23 protein-coding genes and 1 tRNA gene are annotated in these 24,360 nt (G+C 35.9%); 13 read left to right on the forward strand and 11 right to left on the reverse strand.

Going from position 1 to position 24,360, the window contains the following annotated elements; all coding sequences use genetic code 11:
* Window positions 1–10 precede the first annotated feature (10 nt).
* Together E0F89_RS09275 and E0F89_RS09280 are read left to right on the forward strand one after the other, a co-directional pair.
* Complete coding sequence (locus tag E0F89_RS09275) at window positions 11–997, forward strand: lysylphosphatidylglycerol synthase transmembrane domain-containing protein (protein WP_131909524.1); 987 nt, start codon at window positions 11–13, stop codon at window positions 995–997.
* A gap of 10 nt (window positions 998–1,007) precedes the next feature.
* Window positions 1,008–2,105 (forward strand): glycosyltransferase family 2 protein, encoded by a 1,098-nt coding sequence (locus tag E0F89_RS09280; RefSeq protein WP_131909597.1) that lies wholly within the window; start codon window positions 1,008–1,010, stop codon window positions 2,103–2,105.
* A gap of 100 nt (window positions 2,106–2,205) precedes the next feature.
* On the opposite strand, the gene E0F89_RS09285 is transcribed toward E0F89_RS09280, so the two are convergent.
* On the reverse strand, window positions 2,206–2,682 hold the full coding sequence (locus E0F89_RS09285; protein ID WP_131909525.1) for a hypothetical protein: 477 nt from the start codon (window positions 2,680–2,682) through the stop codon (window positions 2,206–2,208).
* Window positions 2,683–2,724: 42 nt separating this feature from the next.
* Entirely contained in the window at window positions 2,725–3,114 is a 390-nt protein-coding gene (locus E0F89_RS09290) for a hypothetical protein (protein ID WP_131909526.1), read from the reverse strand.
* A gap of 51 nt (window positions 3,115–3,165) precedes the next feature.
* On the opposite strand from E0F89_RS09290, the gene E0F89_RS09295 reads away from it, so the two are divergent.
* Window positions 3,166–3,666, forward strand: coding sequence for a DUF456 domain-containing protein (locus E0F89_RS09295; protein ID WP_131909527.1), 501 nt, complete (start codon window positions 3,166–3,168; stop codon window positions 3,664–3,666).
* 173 nt (window positions 3,667–3,839) lie between these two features.
* On the opposite strand, the gene E0F89_RS09300 is transcribed toward E0F89_RS09295, so the two are convergent.
* The 4 genes from E0F89_RS09300 to dnaE form a co-directional block, all read right to left on the reverse strand.
* A tRNA-Asp gene (locus E0F89_RS09300) sits at window positions 3,840–3,913 on the reverse strand.
* An 86-nt stretch (window positions 3,914–3,999) separates the two neighbouring features.
* Window positions 4,000–4,926 carry a DUF58 domain-containing protein gene (locus E0F89_RS09305; protein WP_131909528.1) on the reverse strand — a complete coding sequence of 309 codons (927 nt, stop codon included), beginning with the start codon at window positions 4,924–4,926 and terminating at the stop codon, window positions 4,000–4,002.
* A gap of 168 nt (window positions 4,927–5,094) precedes the next feature.
* Entirely contained in the window at window positions 5,095–5,412 is a 318-nt protein-coding gene (trxA, locus tag E0F89_RS09310; protein ID WP_073020738.1) for a thioredoxin, read from the reverse strand.
* Between the two features lie 212 nt (window positions 5,413–5,624).
* Complete coding sequence (gene dnaE, locus E0F89_RS09315; protein ID WP_131909529.1) at window positions 5,625–10,169, reverse strand: DNA polymerase III subunit alpha; 4,545 nt, start codon at window positions 10,167–10,169, stop codon at window positions 5,625–5,627.
* A 730-nt stretch (window positions 10,170–10,899) separates the two neighbouring features.
* Here dnaE and leuC point away from each other — a divergent pair.
* The 3 genes from leuC to E0F89_RS09330 all read left to right on the forward strand — a co-directional run bounded on the left by leuC (window position 10,900) and on the right by E0F89_RS09330 (window position 14,660).
* Window positions 10,900–12,294, forward strand: a complete 1,395-nt coding sequence (gene leuC, locus E0F89_RS09320) for a 3-isopropylmalate dehydratase large subunit (protein WP_131909530.1) — start codon at window positions 10,900–10,902, stop codon at window positions 12,292–12,294.
* A gap of 191 nt (window positions 12,295–12,485) precedes the next feature.
* A complete protein-coding gene (gene leuD / locus E0F89_RS09325) occupies window positions 12,486–13,082 on the forward strand; it encodes a 3-isopropylmalate dehydratase small subunit (RefSeq protein WP_131909531.1) in 597 nt (198 codons plus the stop codon).
* Between the two features lie 60 nt (window positions 13,083–13,142).
* On the forward strand, window positions 13,143–14,660 hold the full coding sequence (locus E0F89_RS09330; protein WP_131909532.1) for an alpha-isopropylmalate synthase regulatory domain-containing protein: 1,518 nt from the start codon (window positions 13,143–13,145) through the stop codon (window positions 14,658–14,660).
* 222 nt (window positions 14,661–14,882) lie between these two features.
* On the opposite strand, the gene E0F89_RS09335 is transcribed toward E0F89_RS09330, so the two are convergent.
* Together E0F89_RS09335 and E0F89_RS09340 are read right to left on the reverse strand one after the other, a co-directional pair.
* A complete protein-coding gene (locus E0F89_RS09335; protein ID WP_066079550.1) occupies window positions 14,883–15,245 on the reverse strand; it encodes an RNA recognition motif domain-containing protein in 363 nt (120 codons plus the stop codon).
* Between the two features lie 154 nt (window positions 15,246–15,399).
* Window positions 15,400–15,882, reverse strand: coding sequence for a DUF6252 family protein (locus E0F89_RS09340; protein ID WP_131909533.1), 483 nt, complete (start codon window positions 15,880–15,882; stop codon window positions 15,400–15,402).
* A 201-nt stretch (window positions 15,883–16,083) separates the two neighbouring features.
* On the opposite strand from E0F89_RS09340, the gene E0F89_RS09345 reads away from it, so the two are divergent.
* From E0F89_RS09345 to E0F89_RS09375, 7 genes are all read left to right on the forward strand, one after another.
* Window positions 16,084–16,644 carry a 30S ribosomal protein S16 gene (locus E0F89_RS09345; protein WP_131909534.1) on the forward strand — a complete coding sequence of 187 codons (561 nt, stop codon included), beginning with the start codon at window positions 16,084–16,086 and terminating at the stop codon, window positions 16,642–16,644.
* A gap of 15 nt (window positions 16,645–16,659) precedes the next feature.
* Complete coding sequence (gene rimM, locus E0F89_RS09350; protein WP_103998370.1) at window positions 16,660–17,184, forward strand: ribosome maturation factor RimM; 525 nt, start codon at window positions 16,660–16,662, stop codon at window positions 17,182–17,184.
* A 143-nt stretch (window positions 17,185–17,327) separates the two neighbouring features.
* Window positions 17,328–17,990, forward strand: a complete 663-nt coding sequence (locus E0F89_RS09355; RefSeq protein WP_131909598.1) for a tRNA1(Val) (adenine(37)-N6)-methyltransferase — start codon at window positions 17,328–17,330, stop codon at window positions 17,988–17,990.
* Between the two features lie 234 nt (window positions 17,991–18,224).
* On the forward strand, window positions 18,225–19,403 hold the full coding sequence (locus E0F89_RS09360; RefSeq protein WP_131909535.1) for an acyl-CoA dehydrogenase family protein: 1,179 nt from the start codon (window positions 18,225–18,227) through the stop codon (window positions 19,401–19,403).
* A gap of 92 nt (window positions 19,404–19,495) precedes the next feature.
* Window positions 19,496–20,278, forward strand: coding sequence for a DUF3050 domain-containing protein (locus E0F89_RS09365; protein WP_131909536.1), 783 nt, complete (start codon window positions 19,496–19,498; stop codon window positions 20,276–20,278).
* A gap of 63 nt (window positions 20,279–20,341) precedes the next feature.
* Complete coding sequence (locus tag E0F89_RS09370; protein WP_131909537.1) at window positions 20,342–21,115, forward strand: SGNH/GDSL hydrolase family protein; 774 nt, start codon at window positions 20,342–20,344, stop codon at window positions 21,113–21,115.
* An 83-nt stretch (window positions 21,116–21,198) separates the two neighbouring features.
* Window positions 21,199–22,095, forward strand: a complete 897-nt coding sequence (locus E0F89_RS09375) for a serine/threonine protein phosphatase (protein WP_131909538.1) — start codon at window positions 21,199–21,201, stop codon at window positions 22,093–22,095.
* Between the two features lie 32 nt (window positions 22,096–22,127).
* On the opposite strand, the gene E0F89_RS09380 is transcribed toward E0F89_RS09375, so the two are convergent.
* The 3 genes from E0F89_RS09380 to E0F89_RS09390 all read right to left on the reverse strand — a co-directional run bounded on the left by E0F89_RS09380 (window position 22,128) and on the right by E0F89_RS09390 (window position 24,047).
* A complete protein-coding gene (locus E0F89_RS09380) occupies window positions 22,128–22,445 on the reverse strand; it encodes a 2Fe-2S iron-sulfur cluster-binding family protein (RefSeq protein WP_131909539.1) in 318 nt (105 codons plus the stop codon).
* A 166-nt stretch (window positions 22,446–22,611) separates the two neighbouring features.
* Entirely contained in the window at window positions 22,612–22,851 is a 240-nt protein-coding gene (locus tag E0F89_RS09385; protein WP_113636516.1) for a NifU family protein, read from the reverse strand.
* Between the two features lie 68 nt (window positions 22,852–22,919).
* Window positions 22,920–24,047 carry an Mrp/NBP35 family ATP-binding protein gene (locus E0F89_RS09390; RefSeq protein WP_131909540.1) on the reverse strand — a complete coding sequence of 376 codons (1,128 nt, stop codon included), beginning with the start codon at window positions 24,045–24,047 and terminating at the stop codon, window positions 22,920–22,922.
* Between the last annotated feature and the right edge of the window lie 313 nt (window positions 24,048–24,360).

The following is a 24,360-nucleotide window of genomic DNA, read 5'->3' on the forward strand; positions in this document are numbered from 1 at the left end:
CTTTGTAACAATGATTTCAATTCCACACAAAACTAAGCAATTCCTCGTACTTCTAATCAAAGTTTTGATTGTGGGCGGTGCGTTTTATTTTATTTACAATCAATTAGCCAATAACGACAAACTGGATTGGCAGAAATTCATTGTTTTATTCCAAAAAAATCAATCCATTGGCGGAATCGCGTTTATTTTGTTTTTAAGTGTTTTGAATCGGTTTTTTGAAATATTGAAATGGCAGAATTTAGTCGAATTTATCCATAAAATCTCTTTAGGAGAAGCAACTAAACAAGTTCTTGGCGCATTAACCGCGGGACTTTTCACGCCGAATGGAGTTGGCGAATATGCTGGAAAAGCATTGTTTTTTGATAAATCAAACACTAAAAAAGTGATTTTCCTGAACTTGATTTGCAACGGAATCCAAATGATATTGACTGTTATTTTTGGAATTTTCGGGTTGTTGTATTTCAATGCGCAGTACAATGTGATTACTACAAAAACGGTTGCGCTGCTTTTTGGCTTTCTAATACTCGTTTTCATAGTTTTATTTTCGGTCAAAAAAATTACCATCAAAGGGTATTCCATCGAAAAACTGCTTCACAAAATTAATGAAATCCCAAAACCCATTCATCAAAAAAATATCTTTTTGGGCATTTGTCGTTATGTTGTTTTTTCGCACCAATACTACTTTTTGTTTCTGGCTTTTGATGTTGATTTACCTTATTTTACCTTGATTGCCACCATCTCATCCGTTTATTTTTTAGCTTCCTCCTTGCCTACTTTTCAATTTTTGGACTTTGCCGTAAAAGGAAGTGTCGCCGTTTATTTCTTTGGAATTTTGGGCGTTAACGAATGGATTGTTATTTTCATTTCGACTTTAATGTGGTTTTTGAATGTGGTTTTACCGGTGATAATTGGCACCTATTATGTTTTGAATTTTAAAGTCCTCTCCCCTCCCGAAGCTTCGGGACTATCCAAAGAAGAGGGAGACGAAACTTTATAAAATAATTATGATTACAATTGTTTTACTAATAATAATCCTCCTTTATTGCCTGGCGATAATTGTACTGATTTATGGTTTTACCAAAGTAAATACAATTGAATATTCCGACTTGAAGCCAAAAACAAAATTCTCGATTATCGTTCCTTTCCGGAATGAAGGCGAAAATCTGCCTGTTTTATTAGAAAGTTTGTCGAGGCTGAATTATCCTGTCGAATTATTCAAAGTAATTTTGGTCGATGATGATTCTAAAGAAGTGTTCAGTGTTCAGTGCTCAGTGTTCAGTGTTCGGATAATAAAGAACATTCGGGTTTCCAATTCACCAAAGAAAGATGCGATTGTAACTGCGATGCAATTTATAAATACAGACTGGATTATCACCACCGATGCCGATTGTGTAGTCAATGCAAATTGGTTATTAACCTTGGATAATTACATACAGGTGCACGATGTTGCGATGATTGCAGGCGCGGTAACGTATGATTGCGGCAATTCATTTCTGCATCATTTCCAGCAGTTGGATTTGGCGAGTTTACAGGGTGCAACCATTGGGAGTTTTGGAATTAAGAAAGGTTTCATGTGCAATGGCGCTAATTTTGCTTACACGAGATCCTTTTTTAAAGAGCTCAATGGTTTTGAAGGAAACGATGGAATCGCCAGTGGCGACGATGTTTTCCTTTTGCAAAAAGCAATTGCAAAATCCCCTGAAAAAGTTCATTATTTGAAATCTGAAAATAATATTGTTATCACAAAACCATTGGATAATTGGAAATCCTTGTTTTATCAAAGAGTGCGTTGGGCGTCGAAAACGAGTTCATATCAAAGCGGTTTTGGCAAAGGATTGGGGCTGTTAGTATTTGGAGGGAATTTGAGTTTGGTTATAGGTTTTGGGTGCTGTGTGTTTGGCGTTATTCCGATTCAAAATATAGTTTTACTGTTTTTTTTTAAGTTCATTGTAGATACCATTTTAATATACAATACCACTCAATTTTTAACCAAAACCAAAATACAGTATTTGATTTTTAGCAGTTTTTTGTATCCTTTTTTCAGTGCAAGTGTGGCTTTGTATTCGTTGTTTGGAAAATACGAATGGAAAGGCAGAAGATTCTAATTTGCACTTAAACCCTAGCCCAGATGGAAACGGCATCCTTTTTCTTTTTTCTTTAAAAAGGAAAAGATACAGTGTACAGCTGGAAATAGCTCCTAAAAAACTATTCGACTTTTAGAATTACCGGAAGAATAAATTGTGTTTTTACTGGGATTCCGCGTTTGATGGCCGGATTTATTTTTGGAAAATCAATTAAACGGGCTTTCAGAATACTGTCAATTTTTATCGTGTCATAAGCCACCGAATCTTTGGGAAATTGCGGCTCAAATTGCAGGGTTGCATTTGGGAAAACAGTAACTTTAACCTCAATCGTATCGAGTTCAGGATAGAGGACCGACAACGTATCAACGCTCAATTTCTGCTGAATGAGCTGCGTTAAAACTTCAAAAAAACATTGTTGGCGTTGTTTCTTATCATCTATTTTTTCACAATCTACTACCGAAGGGTATTCATCGACTTCTTTCCAGTTGATGGATTTTAATTCCTTTTGCAACAATTCCTTTTCCGAAGGAATTTGTTTGTCAAAGTATTGACAGGAATTGAACGTTAGAAATACTAAAAAGAGGAAATACTGCTTCAAGGCTTTATTTTTGAATGGAACTAATATTTTATAAAAATACAATTATTTTTTCTGAGAGGCTTTGTAAACCAAATAATCTTCATAGGTTTCGGCGAACCATTTCTTTTTGTTGGCAGCAGCTATTTCTTTCTCAGCCGGATACAAAGCCGCCAATCGATCTGAAAAAGCTGCAATCTTAATCGTATACTTATAATATTCCTCCTTTGTCAATATTAGACCAGGGTTGGATTTTTTATCAAAATACTCAAAGAATAGTGCATCAAACTCTTTCAAGGAAAAATTCAATACTTTTATCTTGTTTTCTTTGTAAATGGTCTCTTTCAAAAGCAGATCATTACCACTTTCCTTTGTCTCCTGAGCGTATACCGAGCTAAAAGAAACAGTAAAGAAGAGCGTTACTGAAAATAAGTGTATTAATTTAGTCCTATTCATCAGCTAAATACGTTTTGCTTTTATGTTTTCAAAATTACTAAAAATAAATTTATGGATATCTTACTTTTAATTCTTGGTTTCGCATGCATTATTACAGGTTTATTAGGCAGTTTTTTACCGGTTTTACCCGGTCCAAGTGTAAGTTGGATTGGATTAGCACTACTTTATCTCACAAAAGCGGTTCCGGCTAATTATTGGATCTTAGGAATTGCTTTACTGATTACTGTTGTTATATCCGTTCTGGATTACGTGATTCCGGCTAAAGGAACCAAGAGATTTGGCGGAAGCTCGTATGGCATTTGGGGGACAAACATCGGATTGGTTATCGGGATTGTTGCTCCAATACCTTTTGGCTTCCTTATAGGGCCGTTTGTAGGTGCGCTGATAGGTGAACTTATTTATGACTTTAAAGACCACAACAGAGCTTTGAAAGCAGCCGCAGGTTCCTTTGTGGGGTTTCTGGCTTCCAGTTTCATGAAGTTTGTGATTTGTGTAATGTATTTGGGATTGTTTATCTGGATTGTATGGCAATACAAATCCGAGTTGTTTTAATTTATAAAATACCTTAAAATTAAAAAAGCTATCCACAAAAGTGGAAAGCTTTTCATTGGTCTAACTACTAAACCCGCTACGAGTTACAAATTCGTAGCAAACAACACAACTAACGTTAAAAACCTTATGGGGCAAAAAAGCCTTTCTGTTACGAAAGGCTTTCCCCAATATTGCGGTCTGGACGGGACTCGAACCCGCGACCCCATGCGTGACAGGCATGTATTCTAACCAACTGAACTACCAAACCTCTGCGTTATTGCGGTGGCAAAGATACAATAGATTTCCGTTTACGCAAGCGTTTTTTGAAAAAAAAATTGATAAAATTTCACCTTATTATCCAAAGTTTTGTTTCTCAACTAAGTAGGTCATTAATATTTTTTCGAAACTTTCATCTACACTCACCGGAATGTACTTAATTCGGTTTTGAGAACATGTTAAAGCCAACTTCTCAAAGTAACTTTCTACCTGTTTTTCGTATTCTTCTTTCACATTATCGGCAAAAATCGCTACTTCTTCTCCTGTTTCGACATCAATAAACTTCCTTGGAGCATTATCAAAGTCAAAATTTAGCTCTGTTTTGTTATCGACAACATGAAATAAAACCACTTTATGCTTATTGTGTTTCAAATGTTGCAACGCATTAAACAGCGCTTCCTCATTGCCCGATTGGAACATATCAGTAAATAATATAATCATAGAGCGGCGGTGAATTTTCTCCGCTATTTGATGCAAGAATGTAATGGTATCAGTGCTTTTCTTAACCTCGGTTTTCTCTAAAAGTCCTTCCAGCGCGTTCAAAATCATTCTATGATGGCGATCACTGCCTTTTTCAGGCGCGTAATACTCATATGCATCTGAAAACACACTTAATCCAACAGCGTCACGCTGCTTCTTCAACAGATTCATTAAAACCGCCGAAGCCAAAACCGAAAATCCAATCTTGTTCTCAAAGAAGTTCTGACTGTCTTTTAATTTTGGATAATGCATCGATGACGAATTATCAATAATGATATGACATCTTAAATTTGTCTCCTCTTCAAATCGCTTAGTGTACAAGCGATCGGTTTTAGCGAACAATTTCCAATCAATATGTTTGGTACTTTCGCCTACATTGTAAACTTTATGTTCCGCAAATTCTGCCGAAAAGCCATGAAACGGACTTTTATGCATGCCTGAAATAAAACCCTCCACAACCTGATTTGCCAGCAACTCCAGATGTTGAAAACTAGAAATTTTCTCTATTTGCGATTCGATCTTCATATTCCAAATATATTAAAAGATTTAACGATTTAAAAATTAAACCATTACAGAAACAAAAGTAAATCAAGAAGCTGAAATAAATTCGGCCTGAACAAAAAAAAAGGCTTGACTTTCGCCAAACCTTCTCTCTGAATCCTTATGGATTCTATATAAATCGTAATCTACAGATTACAACAAAGCGTCTAAACTATCAGCGTAAGTTTGTTTCGGAGCAACTCCTACTTGCTTTCCTACTACTTCACCCTTATGAAAAACCAAGACTGTTGGGATATTTCTAACTCCGTATTTAGCAGCAAATTCCTGGTTTGCATCGACATCGACTTTTCCTATAACAACTTTTCCTTCATACTCGTTGCTCAATTCATCAATGATTGGACCTACCATTCTACAAGGTCCACACCATGCTGCCCAAAAATCCACCATTACCGGTTTGTCTGATTTCAAAACTACTTCTTCAAAAGTAGCATCTGTTATTGCTAATGCCATAATATTTTTTTTTAAAGTTTATCGTTTGAATATTTTGATGTTTCAAACTAGTTTACAAATTTAGAAATTAAAAACAAATCAAACACTATTCCCAAATTAGTTTTGACTATGAATGTATTACCAATCATTATTTAGACACATTTTTTTTTACATTTAGCTAAACTTGCAACCCTTTTAACACGCAGTCTCTATCAGGACTGTACTTGACGCTCTTAATTCAATTTAAATTTAATTTGCATCTTCTCTAATTCTACCAACAATTCATTCGAAATCTTAATTTTCAGTTTTCTACTTGGCATTGTTAGTTTTGTAACCACTTTTATTTCTTCGATTTCCTCTATTTTTGCCACAGTATTTATTTCCGAAATTTGTAATAATTCTGTTTCTGAGTCTTCATTTTCATCAACAAAAACATCTTCATCTTTTTCTAGTATCTCTGGAACCACCTCAACTAGTCGTTTGGTTTTCTCCAATTCCATAATTTCAAAAGACACTGAGTTATCACCTTTATTTTCTTGAAAAAGGTGACTTAATTTATGGATGAAATCCGTTTGCAAATCTTTAATATTCAAATATAAAATCAGTTTTTTAGCAAATGTCGACAGTACATCCTGCAATTGTTTCACTTCTGTAAACTGCATTCTTGGTTCACTTTTTTTACCGGTGTCCTGATTGACCCAACCTTCCTTTATTACTATTTTTATAAATACAAATTGATTGTTATATAAAAAATGATAGAATTTTAAATATTCCTCACCAAAAATCTTGAACTCAAAACTCTCATCAAATCCTTCTAAAGTAAAAATCGCCCAATCTTTTCCATTCTTTGCCGTTCTGCGCTGAAAATTGCTTACAATCCCTGCAAATGTCAAGCTTTTGCCCAAATACATTTCCATATTTCTGAGCGCTTCCAGCTTCGCATTACAAAAATATTTCATTTCAAATCTAAAATCGTCCAGCGGATGACCCGAAATATAAATTCCAACAACCTCTTTTTCCCTTGATAATTTTTCCATCGTACTCCAGTCCTCGCAAGGCGGCACAATCGGTTCAGCGATTTGCACTTCGCTGGCATCACCAAACAAACTTACTTGTGATGAGTTTTCGTTCTCCTGAAATTTTGACCCATACCGAATCGCTTTTTCATAAAACGTGATTCCGTCGCCATCATCATGAAAATATTGCGCTCGTGTTGTTCCTAAAAATGAATCGAAACCTCCAGCCAAAACCAGATTCTCTAATGCTTTTTTATTCGCCGCACGCAAATCAATACGCTTGGTTAAATCAAAAATCGATTTATATCTTCCGTCTTTTCTATTCTCCACAATTGTTGCCACAGCTCCAGAACCCACACCTTTTACAGCTCCCATTCCAAAACGCACCGCATAATCATCGTTAACGGTGAATTTATAAAAAGACTCGTTTACATCAGGTCCTAAAACTTGTAATCCCATTCGTTTGCATTCCTCCATGAAAAACGAAACCTGCTTAATATCACTCATGTTATTGGACAATACTGCAGCCATATATTCAGCTGGATAATTGGCTTTTAAATAAGCGGTTTGGTATGCAATCCAAGCGTAACAAGTCGAGTGTGATTTATTAAAGGCGTATTCCGCAAAGGCTTCCCAGTCTTTCCAGATTTTCTCCAACTTATCTTCGGGATGCCCTTTGGCTGCAGCCTGACTGATAAATTTAGGTTTCATTTTATCTAAAACATCCTTTTGTTTTTTTCCCATCGCTTTACGCAAAACATCGGCATCACCTTTGGAGAAATCCGCCAGTTTTTGGGATAAAAGCATTACTTGTTCTTGGTAAACGGTAATTCCGTAAGTATCTTTCAGTAATTCTTCACAGGCATCAAGGTCATAAATAATTTCCTCTTCACCGTTTTTTCGCTTAACGAAACTCGGAATGTAAGCAATCGGCCCCGGACGATACAACGCATTCATCGCAATCAAATCGGGAAAAACCGTTGGTTTCAACTCCTTCATGTATTTCTGCATTCCGGCACTTTCATACTGAAAAATTCCCACCGTTTCTCCACGTTGAAAAAGCTCGTATGTCTTTAAATCATCAATTGGAAATGTGTCTGGATCGAGATCAATATTACTTCTGTATTTTACTAATTTGACCGTATCTTTTATCAAAGTCAGGGTTTTCAAACCCAAAAAATCCATCTTTAATAAACCGGCACTTTCCACCACTGAGTTGTCAAATTGGGTTACATACAAATCAGAATCTTTCGCGGTAGCCACAGGAACAAAATTCGTAATATCGCTGGGCGTAATAATCACTCCACACGCGTGAATACCTGTATTCCTTAAGTTTCCTTCTAAAACTTTAGCTTGCTGAATGGTTTCTCCACCCAAATCGTCTTCATTAGCAAGACCTATTAATTCTTTTATTTTATCGTATTCTTCCGGACGAACCGCCTTTTTAATGACATCTTCTTTTTCATTTAAAAAACGAGCCAAATTCCATTTGGAAGGCATCATTCCCGGAATCAATTTTGCAATTTTATCGGCTTCAAATAACGGCAAATCCAACACACGAGCGGTATCTCGAATCGCTGATTTCGTGGCCATTTTACCATAGGTGATAATTTGCGCCACTTGTTTTGATCCGTATTTCCTGATCACATAATCCATCACACTGCTTCGTCCTTCATCATCAAAATCAATATCAATATCGGGTAATGACACACGATCCGGATTCAGGAAACGCTCAAAAAGCAGGTTGTACATCAACGGGTCAATGTTGGTAATTTTCAAACAATACGCCACCACCGAACCCGCAGCAGATCCCCTTCCTGGCCCTACAGAAACTCCCATGCTTCTCGCTTCGGCAATTAAATCCTGTACAATCAGGAAATATCCCGGATACCCAGAATTGGAAATGGTTAACAATTCAAAATCCAATCGTTCCTGGATTTCTTCAGTAATTACGGGATATCGTCTTCTTGCTCCTTCAAAAGTAAGATGCCTCAAATACGCATTTTCTCCTCGTACTCCACCATCGACTACATCTTCCGGATTATTGAATTCAACCGGGATTTCAAATTTTGGGAGCAAAACCTCCCGTGCCAAATCGAAAATTTCAATCTTGTCCACAATCTCCGAAATATTGGAAATCGCTTCCGGCAAATTTGCGAAAAGCTGTTTCATTTCGTCTCCCGACTTGAAATAGTATTCCTGATTAGGCAATCCGTAACGATAGCCGCGACCACGGCCTATTGGTGTTGTCTGCTTTTCGCCATCACGCACACAAAGCAAAATATCGTGTGCATTCGAATTTTCCTTGTCTATATAAAAGGTATTGTTTGTCGCAATAATTTTGACCTCATGCTTTCTGGCCAATGAAATTAAAGACGCATTCACCCGATTTTCATCTTCCTGATTGTGACGCATCACCTCAATGTAAAAATCTTCCTTGAATTCGTTTTTCCACCAAATCAAAGCTTCTTCGGCTTGGTTTTCACCAATATTCAAAATCTTATTTGGGATTTCACCATACAAATTTCCAGACAAAACAATAATATCTTCTTTGAATTGCTGAATAACTTTTCGGTCGATTCTTGGCACATAATAAAATCCTTCCGTGTAAGCGATGGAAGACATTTTAGCCAAATTATGATAGCCTTTTTTGGTCTTCGCCAAAAGGACTATTTGGTACCCATTGTCCTTAACTTTTTTGTTTGTGTGGTCTTCACATACGAAAAATTCGCAACCCACAATTGGCTTCATCGGTACTTCGGTAGGTTCCTCGCCATTTTCTATTGCCGCTTTATTTTTGGCTTCAGCCGCTTTATTATGGTATAAAATATCACGGACAAAATGAAAAGCACCCATCAAATTCGCATGATCCGTCATGGCAACCGCAGGCATTTTTTGTTGTGCCGCCGCTTTTACCAATGCCGCAATACTAATCGTCGATTGCAACACCGAGAACTGCGTATGATTGTGCAAATGAACGAACTGCGTATCAACAAGCACCTTTTTATTCTCAGAAAGTTCTGCTCTGGAAACCGCAGGAGCTTGTTTTTCGCCAAACTGCTGGCGAATTTTATCCGAAGCTTCCTTCAGATTAATATGTTTTAAACCAATGAGCTTAATCTCACTTGGATTCTTACTTTGAAAGTCCTGAAAATAACTGGCTGGAACATCGAGTTCCTCTTTTGTAAAAACATCACGACGAATTAACTCCAAAAAACAACGCGTGGTTGCCTCCACATCGGCAGTAGCGTTGTGTGCTTCGCCAAAAGGTTTATTAAAAAGATATGAGTGTAATTCCGTTAACGTAGGCAATTTAAATTTTCCTCCTCGACCTCCCGGTAATTTCAGTAAAGAAGCGGTAACTTCAGTACAGGTATCTAAAATAGGCATGGAACTCATTTGGCTTTCAACACCCATTCTATAAAATTCGCTACCCATAATATTGATGTCAAAACCTAAATTCTGACCCACAATGAATTTAGCTTTGCCTAAAGCGATATTGAATTTCTCTAAAACTTCCGCCAACGAAATACCATCGGCTTCCGCCAATTCAGTCGAAATACCGTGAATTCGTTCCGCGTCATACGGAATATTAAAACCTTCGGGCTTGACCAAATAGTCTTGATGCTCGATGAGTTTTCCCATATCATCGTGCAACTGCCAAGCGATTTGAATACAACGCGGCCAGTTATCCGTATCTGAAATGGGTGCACCCCAACGCTTTGGTAATCCTGTAGTTTCGGTATCGAATATTAAGTACATAAATCCCCTCCCCAGCCCTCCCCGCAGGGAAGGGTGCCTAAACCCATAGATTCAGACTGTGTATTTAACTGGTTTTAAACACTTTAAAATTAATAATTGTAGCAAAAAATGAATTTCAAATTTATGCTTTTTTTAGCTAAAAAAGGAACTGTGGTAATCAAATAATAGAAGAAAAATTTATACTCTTTTTATAACGCATTCTCTTATATTTCCCATTTCCGAATTCACACAATCATCTTCAAATTGCTAAACTAAAAATACAAATTTACCAGTTATCTTTTTTTTGGATGTCGTAGTATTTAATCAAAGTAAATTAAATTCTATGACTCAAAATAATTCTAAAAAGTCTAAATTAAAAGACTAAATAAGTACTCTTTAAAAGAGCAATTTCTGTTTATAACATTGACAATTATTTAATAATTAATGCGATTTCTTTATTTGTAATAAACAAAATTGATTTTTTACACAAAAAATTAATGAATTAATAGTTTTAAAGAAAGCTCTTAAACTATAAAAAAAGAGGATTAAAAACGAAACAAAACCAAATTAAAATTAGACAATTAAGCTGTCAATACTTAATCGGAAACCGTAAACTGTTTAAATCGTACTTTGGGTATCGTATATAATCAAATATTCAAAAATATAGATTTGATTCTTTTTTTAGTTTTGCTTTCATTGTTATCATCTTAGTCAACTTGGCTATAAAAAAATACATTAAAAATATATTAAAATGAGTACTACATTATTTGACAAAGTATGGGATTCGCACGTGGTGCGTAAAATTGAAGATGGACCAGACGTGTTTTTTATTGACCGTCATTTCATCCATGAAGTTACTAGTCCTGTAGCTTTTTTAGGTTTAAAAGAAAGAGGAATTTCAGTATTATATCCAGAGCGTACTTTTGCTACTGCCGATCACAACACGCCAACTATAAATCAACATTTACCGGTTCAAGATGCATTATCTGCTAACCAGCTAAAAGCTTTGGAAGATAACGCCGCAGAATATGGTATTTCTCACTGGGGATTAGGTCATAAAAAAAATGGAATTGTACACGTGGTAGGTCCTGAAAACGGAATCACTTTACCCGGTGCCACTATTGTTTGTGGAGATTCTCATACTTCTACGCATGGTGCTTTTGGTGCTATTGCTTTTGGTATCGGAACTTCGGAGGTTGAAATGGTTATGGCTACACAATGTATTATGCAGCCAAAACCAAAGAAAATGCGTATCACCGTAAATGGTAAATTAAGCAAAGGTGTGGGTCCAAAAGACGTTGCACTTTATATTATTTCTCAATTGACTACTTCTGGAGGTACCGGTTATTTTGCAGAATATGCTGGAAATGTTTTTGAAGATATGTCGATGGAAGGTCGTATGACTGTTTGCAACTTGAGTATCGAAATGGGTGCTCGTGGTGGTATGATTGCTCCTGACCAAAAAACATTTGATTTCTTAGAAGGAAGATTATACACTCCAAAAGGCGAAGCCTGGACAAAAGCAGTTGAATATTGGAAAACACTTAAAACAGATGCTGATGCTGTTTTTGATGCAGAATTAAACATTGACGCTGCAGATATTGAACCAATGATTACTTATGGTACGAATCCAGGAATGGGAATTGGTATCTCAAAAAACATCCCGAATGCCAACCAAGTGGAAGGTGGCGAGGAAACCTACAAAAAGTCTTTGGCTTACATGGGCTTTGAAGAAAATGACGTAATGATTGGCAAACCAATTGATTTTGTTTTCTTGGGAAGTTGTACTAATGGTAGAATCGAAGATTTCAGAGCTTTTACAGAAATTGTAAAAGGGCGACAAAAAGCAGATAATGTTACGGCTTGGTTAGTTCCGGGATCTCACGTTGTAGAAGCACAAATAAAAGAAGAAGGGCTTTTGGATATTCTTACCAAAGCTGGTTTTGTTTTGCGTCAGCCGGGTTGTTCCGCTTGTTTAGCAATGAACGATGATAAAGTTCCTGCAGGAAAATATGCAGTAAGTACATCCAACAGAAACTTCGAAGGTCGTCAAGGTCCTGGTTCAAGAACATTATTGGCAAGTCCAATTATGGCCGCTGCTGCTGCAGTTACAGGAGTATTGACAGACCCTAGAGATTTGTTTTAAAAGATTTCAGATTGAAGATTAACGATTTCTGAATTCAGATTTCGCTAGTCCACAAATAACAGATCTCTTTAACATCATTCATATTAGAATAGACAATTTACATTACACAAAATAATATTAACGTTTATGATTATATTTTCCTCCCGGTAAATCAAAAATCATAAATCGTTAATCAAAAATCATAAATCACAATGGCATACGATAAATTTAACATCCTAACCAGTAGTGCAGTACCACTACCAATAGAAAATGTGGATACCGATCAAATAATCCCTGCACGTTTCTTAAAAGCAACCGAACGTGTTGGTTTTGGAGACAATCTTTTCCGTGACTGGAGATACAACGGAGATGGCACTCCAAAAGCAGACTTCGTTTTGAATGACGCAACTTACAGTGGAAAAATATTAGTTGGCGGAAAAAACTTTGGTTCGGGTTCGTCAAGAGAACACGCAGCTTGGGCAGTTTATGATTATGGCTTTCGCGCTGTTGTTTCTAGTTTCTTTGCTGATATCTTTAAAGGAAACTGCTTAAACATTGGTGTTTTACCAGTACAAGTGAGTCCAGAATTCGCCGACACAATTTTCAAGGCTATAGAAGCGGATCCAAAAACAGAATTGGAAATCAATCTTCCGGAACAAACTATTACTTTATTAGCAACTGGTCAAAAAGAATCTTTTGATATTTCTGGTTATAAAAAAGACAATATGGTCAACGGTTTCGATGATATTGATTATTTGCAAAACATCAAAGAAGAGATTGTTGGATTTGCTGACAAACTTCCTTACTAAAAAAACAATAATACAACTTCAAATTACTGAAGAAAAACAGCTTTTAGCATCAAATTTATAATGGAAAAAAGAAAAATTGAAATAATGGATACGACACTCCGTGATGGTGAACAAACCTCGGGAGTATCATTTTCTGCTGCAGAAAAACTAACCATTGCGCAATTATTGCTGGAAGAATTAAATATTGACAGAATCGAAATTGCTTCTGCACGCGTGAGCGAAGGGGAATTTCACGGTGTGAAAGGAATAATGAATTGGGCTAACGAAAAAAATTACTCCAATAGAATTGAAGTTTTAACCTTTGTCGATGGCGGACTTTCCATAGATTGGATGAAAAAAACTGGTGCAAAGGTTCAGAATTTATTGACCAAAGGATCTTTGAATCATTTGACCCATCAGTTAAAAAAAACACCTGAACAACATTTTTGCGAAATTGCTCAAGCCATAACTTTGGCTCAGGAAAATAATATTGAAACAAATGTATATTTAGAAGATTGGAGTAACGGAATGCGCAATTCCCCTGAATATGTGTTTCAGTATCTAGATTTTTTGACCAAACAACCTATAAAAAGAGTTTTGTTACCGGATACTTTAGGCGTTTTGATTCCTTCTGAAACTTTTGAATTTATTTCGAAAATAATAGTAAGATACCCAAACACCCATTTTGATTTTCATGCACACAACGACTATGATTTAAGTATCGCTAATGTAATGGAAGCCGTTAAAGCTGGTATTCATGGACTTCATGTAACCGTAAACGGAATGGGAGAACGGGCTGGAAATGCGCCACTTGAAAGTACTGTTGCTGTAATCAATGACTTTTTTCCACAAATAGAAATCGGTGTAAAAGAATCATCATTATATTCCGTCAGTAAATTAGTGGAGACTTTTACCGGTTATAGAATTCCGGCAAACAAACCTATCGTTGGTGACAATGTATTTACCCAAACTGCCGGTATTCACGCTGATGGTGACAATAAAAACAACTTATATTTTAATGATTTACTTCCGGAACGTTTTGGAAGAAAAAGAAAGTATGCTCTTGGAAAAACATCAGGAAAAGCCAACATCGAAAAAAATCTTCAGGAATTAGGATTAAAATTAAATCCAGAAGATTTAAAATTAGTTACCCAAAGAATTATCGAATTAGGGGATAAAAAAGAAATGGTTACTAAAGAAGATTTGCCTTATATTATCTCTGATGTTTTGGATAGCCAAACCTATCAGGAAAAAGTCGTTGTCGAGTCCTACATACTGTCTCACGCTAAAGGATTGCGCCCATCCACCACTTTATCTTTAAAAATAGATGGTGAAATCATTGAAGAACATGCGCAAGGCGACGGGCAATTCGATGCTTTTATGAACGCTTTAGCGAAAATATACAAAAGCAAAAATCTAGAACTGCCTAAGCTAATCGATTATGCCGTGCGAATTCCTCCAGGAAGTAGTTCAGATGCGTTGTGTGAAACCATAATAACTTGGACAAATAATGAAAAAGAATTCAAAACCAGGGGACTGGATTCAGACCAAACGGTTGCCGCAATTATAGCAACTCAGAAAATGTTGAATTTCACTTAAGCTGCTTATTTATAAATCTAGTAGGCAAGATGCCATTAAAATTAGTCGAACGCAGGCCAGAGAAAGCTGAAAGTAAAAAAATATTTTTATCCCAAGTTTTTTCATTACGATTGAAAGCAATCGGAATGGCAAAATTAACGCATCTCCGACAGTAAAATATTTTAACAAATAAAAAAGGTGTCAATAAATTGACACCTTTTTTTATAGTTGTAGAGAAAAATATTAATATCCACCTCTGTTTCCACCACCACGGTTTTCTCCACCACGGCTGTTTCCACCACCATAACCACCGCGTGAATCTCCACCACGACTGTTATTGTTAAAACTTCTTCTTTCGCCTTCTGGTTTTGGCTCAGATTTGTTTACTACAATTGCACGTCCTTGAACAGTAGCACCATTCAATTCGTCAATAGCTTTTTGAGCTTCGTCATCATTTGGCATCTCAACAAAACCAAATCCTTTACTTCTTCCAGTGAATTTATCAGTAATAATTTTAACTGAATCAACTGCTCCGTAAGCCTCGAAAGACTCTCTTAAATCTGCTTCCTCAATACTGAATGGAAGACTTCCAACAAAAATATTCATATGTACTTATTTAAATAATAAAACAAATGTACTTATTTTTTTTTCTAATCTACTATATATTAGCTTATTTATGTTTTTTATTTTAAAATCAAAATAAAAAAGAGTATTGCAAAGAGTCTAAATGAAGTCTTTACAAATTTAATTTATATTATTTCTATGGAACATTTGAATTTACTGGAACTTTATAAAAAACACCGTTCTGAAAATTTAGAATAGGACCCGCTAATGAATTGTTATTGGTGTTCTTCGCATTAAATCGAAATGTCCCTGTTACGGTTTTGTTTATATCATCATATTCTGTTATGATAATTTGCCCATCCCCAATTCCATTCCCCGTAGAAAAAGTAGTGATGGCGCCTGCTGCATCAGTGACAACGTAAACCGCTTTTTTGGACTCACTGGTACCTAGTACATAGCCTTGAGCTTTAGTCGAAGTAACCTTTAAAGATAAAATTTCATTCCTTGTGTAGGCTTCAATCACTAATGAGCCATCTGGAGCTAACGTTGCTTTAGACTGAACAGCTCTCCAAAACACATTTTCTTTCATTCCTTGGATCGAAGGATTGTTAAAAGTAACATCCTCCTGACAAGAAACTAAAATAAAAATCACGGCAATAAAAAGAAAATATTTTTTCATACTACAAATCTTTTACAACAACCAAAAGTACGCTAATATCCCTGAAAAATATGAATGAATCCAAAAAAAACACAATTAATGCCTCCTACGGCTATTATCGAATATCAAAATACATACTGAATTAGCAATTATCAATAAAAGATGTATCTTTGCATCCTTAATTAATCGAGGTCGAGTACCTCAAAATTTAATCATAAGATTATGTCAGTAAAAATTAGATTACAAAGACACGGTAAAAAAGGAAAACCTTTTTACTGGGTTGTAGCTGCAGATGCACGCTCAAAAAGAGATGGTAAATACCTAGAGAAAATTGGTACTTACAATCCAAACACAAACCCAGCAACTATCGACTTAAACCTTGATAGCGCAGTAAAATGGTTGCACAATGGTGCTCAACCAACTGATACTGCAAAAGCAATTCTTTCTTACAAAGGAGCTTTATTGAAACATCACCTTGATGGTGGTATCCGTAAAGGAGCTTTAACTCAAGAACAAGCTGATGCAAAATTAGCGGATTGGTTAGATGCAAAATCTGGAAAAGTTGATGCTAAAAAAGAAGGTTTAACTAAAGCACAAGCTGATGTTAAAGCTAAAGCTTTCAAAGCAGAACAAGATGTTAACGCTAAACGTTTAGCTGCAGCTGCTCAAGCAGAAGCTGATGCTATCGCTGCTGCAACTCCAGCTGTTGAAGAAGAAGTTGCTGAAGTTGAAGCTGAAGAAGCTCCTGCTGCAGAAGAAAATAACGAAACAACTGAAGCATAATTTTAGAAGGCGACGATGCGTAAAGAAGATTGTTTCTACTTAGGTAAAATCGCTAAAAAATTTAGTTTCAAAGGAGAAGTTCTTGCCTATTTAGACACGGACGAACCTGAGTTATACGAAAACTTGGAATCAGTGTTTGTTGAATGCAACAAACACTTGGTTCCTTTTTTTATTGAAAGCAGTTCATTGCATAAAAACGACTTTCTCCGTATTCGTTTTGAAGACATGAACACCGAAGAAGATGCCGATGCTATTATAGGCAACGCCATTTATCTTCCTTTAAAAATGTTGCCAAAACTTACTGGCAATAAATTCTACTTCCATGAAGTAATTGGTTTTGAAGTGGAAGACAAACGCCTTGGTGTTGTCGGGAAAATTCAATCCATAAATGATACTACTGCCCAGCCTCTTTTTGAAGTTTTAAACGGTGATGTTGAAATTCTTATTCCAATGATTGACCATTTCCTTGTAAAAATTGACAGGGAAAACAAAAAAGTAATCATGGATTTACCAGAAGGGCTTATTGAAATGTATCTTTAAAAGATTTTTAGATTCGCTGCGCTTTTAGATTATTAGAAACGTCTGCGACTTTAGAAAAAATCTAAGTTGTCTAATATTCTAAAAAATCTAAGTTGTCTAAATTCCAATTCAAACAGTTCTCTCTTGAACAAGATCGTTGTGCCATGAAAATTGGAACCGACGGTGTTTTACTTGGCGCTTGGACTCCCATTGAAAACAATCCTTTTAGCATTTTAGATATTGGAACAGGAACAGGTGTAATCGCTTTAATGCTGGCGCAAAGAAGCAAGGCAGAACAAATTGATGCTTTGGAAATCGACGAAGAAGCCTACGAGCAATCCGTAGATAATTTTGAAAACTCCCCTTGGAGTGATCGCTTATTCTGTTTTCATGCCGGTTTAGACGAATTTGTAGAAGAACCTGAAGACGAATATGATTTAATTGTTTCTAATCCTCCTTTTTATACCGATGATTACAAATCTGATAACGAGCAGCGCGATTTAGCCCGTTTTGCTGACGCGATGCCTTTTGAAGATTTGATTGAGGCTGCTGATTTATTACTTTCGGAAAACGGAATATTCGCTATAATCATTCCTTTCAAAGAAGAAGAAAATTTTTTGGCTTTAGCCAAAGAATATGAGTTGTATCCCTTAAAAATCACTCACGTAAAAGGAACTCCAACTACAGAAATCAAACGTAGTTTATTGGCTTTTAGCCGAAATGAAAGTGTGAATTTTCGAATTGATGAATTGGTTATTGAAACCGAAAGACATATTTATACTGAAGAATATATTGCGTTGACAAAAGATTTTTATTTGAAGATGTAATTCAATATCGCATCTAAAAATTAAAGCTGTGTTACTTCAAACAAATTTCCAATGACAACTAATTATTTTATTGTAAATTAGTAAACTGATTTTTAATTAAAATTGAGCTTTTAAAAACTACTTTTTCGATTGCAAAATCCTTTAATTTTCAATTATAATAGAAAAATATAACATTTGTTAATGCTTTTGTTATATTTCTTTCTGTAAATTTGCATCACTTAAAATTACCAAACCATGAAACCAGACTTATTTCAATCTCCAGATTATTATAACTTAGACGATTTACTAACGGAAGAACACAAACTAGTGCGCGAATCTGCACGAGCTTGGGTAAAAAAAGAAGTTTCCCCTATAATAGAGGAATATGCTCAAAAGGCAGAATTCCCAAAACAAATCATAAAAGGTTTGGGCGAAATAGGCGGTTTTGGTCCTTATATCCCGGAAGAATATGGCGGTGCTGGTTTAGACCAAATATCATACGGTTTAATCATGCAGGAAATTGAACGTGGAGATTCTGGTGTACGATCTACTTCATCAGTGCAATCTTCTTTAGTGATGTATCCAATTTGGAAATATGGAAATGAGGAACAACGAGTAAAATATTTACCAAAGTTAGCTACCGGCGAATACATGGGCTGTTTTGGATTAACAGAACCAAATTATGGTTCTGATCCAGGAAGCATGATTACAAATTTTAAAGATATGGGCGACCATTATTTATTGAATGGTGCAAAAATGTGGATTTCAAATGCTCCGTTTGCTGATATTGCAATCGTTTGGGCAAAAAATGAAGAAGGCAGAATTCACGGTTTAATTGTAGAACGCGGAATGGAAGGCTTTACTACTCCAGAAACCCATAACAAATGGTCTCTTCGTGCTTCTTCAACCGGAGAATTAATTTTTGATAATGTTAAAGTTCCAAAAGAAAACTTATTACCCAATAAATCTGGATTAGGAGCGCCACTTGGCTGTCTTGATTCAGCGCGTTACGGAATTGCCTGGGGCGCTATTGGTGCTGCAATGGATTGTTACGATACCGCTTTACGTTACGCAAAAGAAAGAATTCAGTTTGACAAACCGATTGCAGGAACTCAATTACAACAGAAAAAATTAGCCGAAATGATTACTGAAATCACCAAAGCACAATTATTAACTTGGCGTTTAGGAGTTTTAAGAAATGAAGGGAAAGCAACAACAGCTCAAATCTCAATGGCTAAAAGAAACAATGTAGATATGGCGATTCATATTGCCCGTGAAGCCAGACAGATGTTGGGTGGAATGGGAATTACCGGAGAATATTCGATCATGCGACACATGATGAATTTAGAATCCGTGATTACATATGAAGGAACACATGACATCCATTTGTTGATTACAGGTATGGATATTACCGGGATCCCAGCTTTTAAATAGTAGTAAACGATTATTAAAGTATTTATAAAATTGATAGTAAAAGCTTCTTGGAAACAGGAAGCTTTTTTATATTTACATAAAAAATACCACCTATGAATATTGAAACAATCAACAATAGCATTCAGCCCCAAAAAGAACTATTGTTACAACATTCTCTATACAAAAAAGTAAAAACCGTTGAGGATTTACAGTGTTTTCTTGAAAATCATGTTTATGCAGTTTGGGATTTTATGTCTTTATTGAAAGCATTACAATCTAAATTGACTTGCACTACAACTCCGTGGTTTGCCACACCAAATCCTGAGACCAGATATTTAATTAACGAAATTGTAGTTGCCGAAGAATCTGATTTAACGATCGACGGTAAGCGATCAAGTCATTATGAAATGTATATTGAAGCTATGGAAGCTTGCAATGCAAATACAGCTGGAATCAAACAATTTCTGCATGAAGTAGATTCGCTTAAAAACATATTTGTTGCGATTAAAACCAGCAATTTACACCCCAACATCAAAGCTTTTTTAGACTTTACTTTCAGAGTCATTGAAGAGGGAAAATCTCATGAAATAGCGGCTGCTTTTACTTTTGGACGAGAAGATTTAATTCCAAGTATGTTCACTGAAATCTTGAAAAATTTTCAAGCAAATTTCCCGCAAACCGATTTGAGTAAACTCATTTATTATTTTGAAAGACACATCGAATTGGATGCTGACGAACACGGACCGATGGCGATGAAAATGATCACAGAACTATGCGGAACGGATGCACAAAAATGGTCTGATGTAGAAGAAGTTTCGAAATTAGCTTTGGAAAAACGAATCGGACTTTGGGATGCTATTGAAGAAACTATTATGATGAAAGTGGAAGTAGCATAAAACCAATACTTCCAAATAAACGTAACTATTATTTAGAAATGACTCCTTCTTAATTTCAAAATAATGAAAAAACAATATCAAATAATAGTTGCGTTCTTTTTACTCCTTTTCATCGTGGGTTGCAGTACTGAAAATCCAATTTCTGAAATAAATCCTACACCAATAGTCACAAATCCTACAACTGTACCCAATCCAGTATCCATAACCGTTACTCAAACACAAAATCAAACCTTTAGTTATTTAGCTCTTGGAGACAGTTATACCATTGGACAAAGTGTATGTGAAACTTGTAGATTTCCGGAACAACTGAAGAAAAGCCTGAGTAATTTAAATCCCAATAACGCTTATCCTTTAAGGATTATCGCGCAAACAGGCTGGACAACGAGTAATTTAATTTCGGCGATTAATTTACAAAATCCAGCGTCAGACTATGATTTGGTTACCTTACTAATTGGTGTAAACAATCAATATCAAAGCAAACCCTTTTCGTTATATGAGAAAGAATTTCCTGAATTAGTAACTAAAGCCATTGCTTTCGCAAAAGGGGATAAGACCAATGTCATTGTAGTATCTATTCCAGATTATGCTTATACGCCTTTTGGTAAAGGATCAGGAAATCAATCGAGGATTTCTATGGAGATTGATGCGTATAATGCTTTCGCCAAAAAGTATTGCATCGACAACGCAATTGAGTTTATAAATATTACTGATATCACCAGACAAGGTTTAACAAATCCTAATCTTGTAGCTCAAGACGGATTGCATCCTTCGGAATTAGCGTATTTTTTATTTGTAGAACGTATTTTGCCAAAAGCAGCTATAGCAATTCAAAAATAAAAATATCCCATTTCAAAGAAGTTATGCTATAAAACAGTTTTCATTGGTGTTTTTACATATCTTTATTTTTTTAAAATAAACAAATGTCTTCCCAAGAACGATTAACCAGAGCTTACAAAGAAGCACAAAGAATTCCTTTTGACAATCAATCAAAATTTATCCTTTTTAGCGACTGCCACCGAAGTGACAATAGCTTTGCTGATGATTTTGCGAGCAATAGAAATGTGTATTTTCATGCGATGACCCAATATTATAACGATGGATTTACCTATTGCGAATTAGGCGATGGCGATGAATTATGGGAAAATATCTTCTTTAAAACTATTTTTGAAGCGCACAAAAACGTGTATCTTCTGCTTAAAAAATTTCACGATTCCAATAGGTATCTTAAGATTTGGGGGAATCATGAAATGACTTTTCGAGATAAAGATCATGTAGAAAAAACGCTTTCAACTTACACAAACACCCAAAACGATACCCTTGCACCTTTATTTACCGGCATTAAATGTCATGAAGCTCTTGTTTTATTGCATCGGGAAACCAAACAGGAAATATTTTTGACTCATGGTCATCAAGCGGATTTTATGAACTATGTAGGCTGGAAAATCAATAGATTCATGGTGCGTATATTATGGAAACCACTTCAGATTTGGGGGATATCCGATCCTACAAGTCCTGCTAAAAATTATGTGGAACGTATAAAGATCGAACTCCGAATAAAAAAATGGATAGAGAATAACAATCGAAAAATTACCATTGTTGGCCATACACATCGTCCTAGTTTTTCGTATCCAAATGAAAAATCAACACCTTACTTTAACGACGGAAGCTGCGTACATCCCCGAAGCATTACCGGAATTGAAATAGTAAACGGAACTATAACACTTATAAAATGGTCCATTGAAACGAAGGAAAATGGAATTCTGCAAGTTGTTAGGGAAGTACTTGAAGGCCCGACAGATTTAAAGGATTATAAATAAAAAAGCGTTTGCTGAGGCAAACGCTTTCTTTATTAATTTTCCGGAGCCAACTCCAGTTCTAATCCTTCGAGGCTTTCGGTGATTGGGATTTGACAGCCCAAACGGCTGTTTGATTTTACGTAAAATGCTTCTGAAAGCATTGCTTCTTCGTCATCGCCCATTTCAGGTAATGCAACATCGTTAAGCACATAACACTGACAGGAAGCACACATAGCCATTCCGCCACAAGTTCCTTCTACAGGAAGTTCGTAGGCTTTGCATAATTCCATGATATTCATGGCCATATCTGTGGGAGCCTGCAATTCATGAACTATTCCTTCTCTATCTTTAATTTTTATTAATACATCCATAAATCAGTAATGAGTTATACATTATATGTTGTGGGTTTGCAAATTTGCGTGAGTGATAGCAGCTGGCTACCGAAGTAGCGCGGATAGCACGACCGTTTTAAGAAAAAAGGCTAATACTCGTTATGTTGAGGAGCCTTTTTTCTTAAAAGGGGCACGCCCTAATCATTTACAGGATATTTACAACAGTTTCTATTTGTGGTGCAAACTTTTTGATGGTCGTTTCCACTCCGGCTCTAAGTGTCATTTGGTTGACACTACAACTGGTGCATGCTCCCTCTAGACGTACTTTTACGTGTTTGTCATCCTCGATGGAAATCAATGTGATGTCACCTCCGTCAGAATTCAAAAAAGGTCTGATTTCTTCAAGTGCTTTTTGAACTTCTACGAATAATTCTTCTGTTGTCATTTTCTTTATTTAAATATTGAAAGATTAGAAAATTGAAAGATTAAAAATCATTTCAAACATTCTAATTTCTATTTTTTTACTGCTGAACAACCGGCCATCGTTGTAATTTTAACAGCCTCTGTTGCAGGTAAATTTTCGTTTCTGCTTACTACTTCCTGCACTACTTTTCTGGTAATTTCCTCAAAAACTGTTTGAGTAACAGAACCGGTTTGCATTGCTGCCGGACGACCGTAATCTCCTGCTTCACGGATTGATTGTACGATTGGCACTTCACCTAGAAATGGAACTTCTAAATCTTCTGCAAGATTTCTGGCTCCTTCTTTTCCAAAGATATAGTATTTATTTTCAGGTAACTCTTCCGGTGTGAAGTATGCCATGTTTTCAATAATTCCCAATACAGGAACATTTATAGCTTCAGACATGAACATCGAAACTCCTTTTTTGGCATCGGCCAAAGCTACTGCTTGTGGCGTGCTTACAATCACAACACCCGTAATTGGTAATGATTGTACGATAGAAAGGTGAATGTCCCCTGTTCCCGGAGGCAAATCGACTAACATGAAATCCAATTCACCCCAATCAGCATCAAAAATCATCTGGTTCAAAGCTTTAGAAGCCATTGGTCCTCTCCAGATTACCGCTTGACTTGGTGCCGTAAAAAACCCTATTGAAAGAATTTTTACTTCGTAGCTTTCCACGGGTTTCATTTTTGATTTCCCATCTATTGTTACAGAGATTGGTTTTTCATTTTCTACGTCAAACATAATTGGCATAGACGGTCCGTAAATATCGGCATCAAGAATCCCAACTGAAAAACCCATTTTGGCCAATGATACCGCTAAATTTGCAGTCACAGTAGATTTCCCTACTCCTCCTTTACCAGAGGCAACTCCGATAATATTTTTGATTCCTGGTATCGATTTTCCTTTGATTTCTGGCTTATCCGGAACCTCAACTTTACTGTTTATTTTGATTTTAGCATCTGCAGAGACTAATTCAAGAATTGTTTTTTTGATATCGTCCTCAGCACGTTTCTTAATGTGCATTGCTGGCGTATGCAAAACTAAATCTATTACAACTTCATCACCAAAAGTTATCACATTAGCTATTGCGCCACTCTCCACCATATTTTTTCCTTCTCCTGCTATAGTAATCGTTTCTAAAGCTTTAAGAATTTCTTTTCTGTCTAATTTCATTTTTAGTTTACTGTTTTCTATTGGCATTTTAGCGCCAGAATATTATCTTTATTTAAACTGATTTCAGATTACAAAGATACTGTGAAAAGTTCTTATTATAAAGGATTTGTATCGCATTTATTGATGTTCGAATTAGTAATTGTGATTTATAATTGTAGAATTTCAATTGCGATATTGTTTTTAAATATAATAAGGCTAGATTCCAAATTAGCGTTTTTTACAGCACTAAGCTTTCAGCAGATTACGAGCCAAAAAATCCTTTTCATTAAAAAAATGATTGACGAAGTGGCGGATATTGCGGAACCAATTAACA

The sequence above is a fragment of the Flavobacterium caseinilyticum genome, from assembly GCF_004349085.1.
Lineage (GTDB): Bacteria > Bacteroidota > Bacteroidia > Flavobacteriales > Flavobacteriaceae > Flavobacterium > Flavobacterium caseinilyticum.

Bases quoted from the DNA above. Each gene is read 5' to 3' on its own strand.
- E0F89_RS09275 (WP_131909524.1), top strand. From the start codon at position 11: ATGATTTCAATTCCACACAAAACTAAGCAATTCCTCGTACTTCTAATC.
- E0F89_RS09290 (WP_131909526.1), bottom strand. From the start codon at position 3,114: ATGAATAGGACTAAATTAATACACTTATTTTCAGTAACGCTCTTCTTT.
- E0F89_RS09295 (WP_131909527.1), top strand. From the start codon at position 3,166: ATGGATATCTTACTTTTAATTCTTGGTTTCGCATGCATTATTACAGGT.
- E0F89_RS09305 (WP_131909528.1), bottom strand. From the start codon at position 4,926: ATGAAGATCGAATCGCAAATAGAGAAAATTTCTAGTTTTCAACATCTG.
- trxA (WP_073020738.1), bottom strand. From the start codon at position 5,412: ATGGCATTAGCAATAACAGATGCTACTTTTGAAGAAGTAGTTTTGAAA.
- dnaE (WP_131909529.1), bottom strand. From the start codon at position 10,169: ATGTACTTAATATTCGATACCGAAACTACAGGATTACCAAAGCGTTGG.
- leuC (WP_131909530.1), top strand. From the start codon at position 10,900: ATGAGTACTACATTATTTGACAAAGTATGGGATTCGCACGTGGTGCGT.
- leuD (WP_131909531.1), top strand. From the start codon at position 12,486: ATGGCATACGATAAATTTAACATCCTAACCAGTAGTGCAGTACCACTA.
- E0F89_RS09330 (WP_131909532.1), top strand. From the start codon at position 13,143: ATGGAAAAAAGAAAAATTGAAATAATGGATACGACACTCCGTGATGGT.
- E0F89_RS09335 (WP_066079550.1), bottom strand. From the start codon at position 15,245: ATGAATATTTTTGTTGGAAGTCTTCCATTCAGTATTGAGGAAGCAGAT.
- E0F89_RS09340 (WP_131909533.1), bottom strand. From the start codon at position 15,882: ATGAAAAAATATTTTCTTTTTATTGCCGTGATTTTTATTTTAGTTTCT.
- E0F89_RS09345 (WP_131909534.1), top strand. From the start codon at position 16,084: ATGTCAGTAAAAATTAGATTACAAAGACACGGTAAAAAAGGAAAACCT.
- rimM (WP_103998370.1), top strand. From the start codon at position 16,660: ATGCGTAAAGAAGATTGTTTCTACTTAGGTAAAATCGCTAAAAAATTT.
- E0F89_RS09355 (WP_131909598.1), top strand. From the start codon at position 17,328: ATGAAAATTGGAACCGACGGTGTTTTACTTGGCGCTTGGACTCCCATT.
- E0F89_RS09360 (WP_131909535.1), top strand. From the start codon at position 18,225: ATGAAACCAGACTTATTTCAATCTCCAGATTATTATAACTTAGACGAT.
- E0F89_RS09365 (WP_131909536.1), top strand. From the start codon at position 19,496: ATGAATATTGAAACAATCAACAATAGCATTCAGCCCCAAAAAGAACTA.
- E0F89_RS09370 (WP_131909537.1), top strand. From the start codon at position 20,342: ATGAAAAAACAATATCAAATAATAGTTGCGTTCTTTTTACTCCTTTTC.
- E0F89_RS09375 (WP_131909538.1), top strand. From the start codon at position 21,199: ATGTCTTCCCAAGAACGATTAACCAGAGCTTACAAAGAAGCACAAAGA.
- E0F89_RS09380 (WP_131909539.1), bottom strand. From the start codon at position 22,445: ATGGATGTATTAATAAAAATTAAAGATAGAGAAGGAATAGTTCATGAA.
- E0F89_RS09385 (WP_113636516.1), bottom strand. From the start codon at position 22,851: ATGACAACAGAAGAATTATTCGTAGAAGTTCAAAAAGCACTTGAAGAA.
- E0F89_RS09390 (WP_131909540.1), bottom strand. From the start codon at position 24,047: ATGAAATTAGACAGAAAAGAAATTCTTAAAGCTTTAGAAACGATTACT.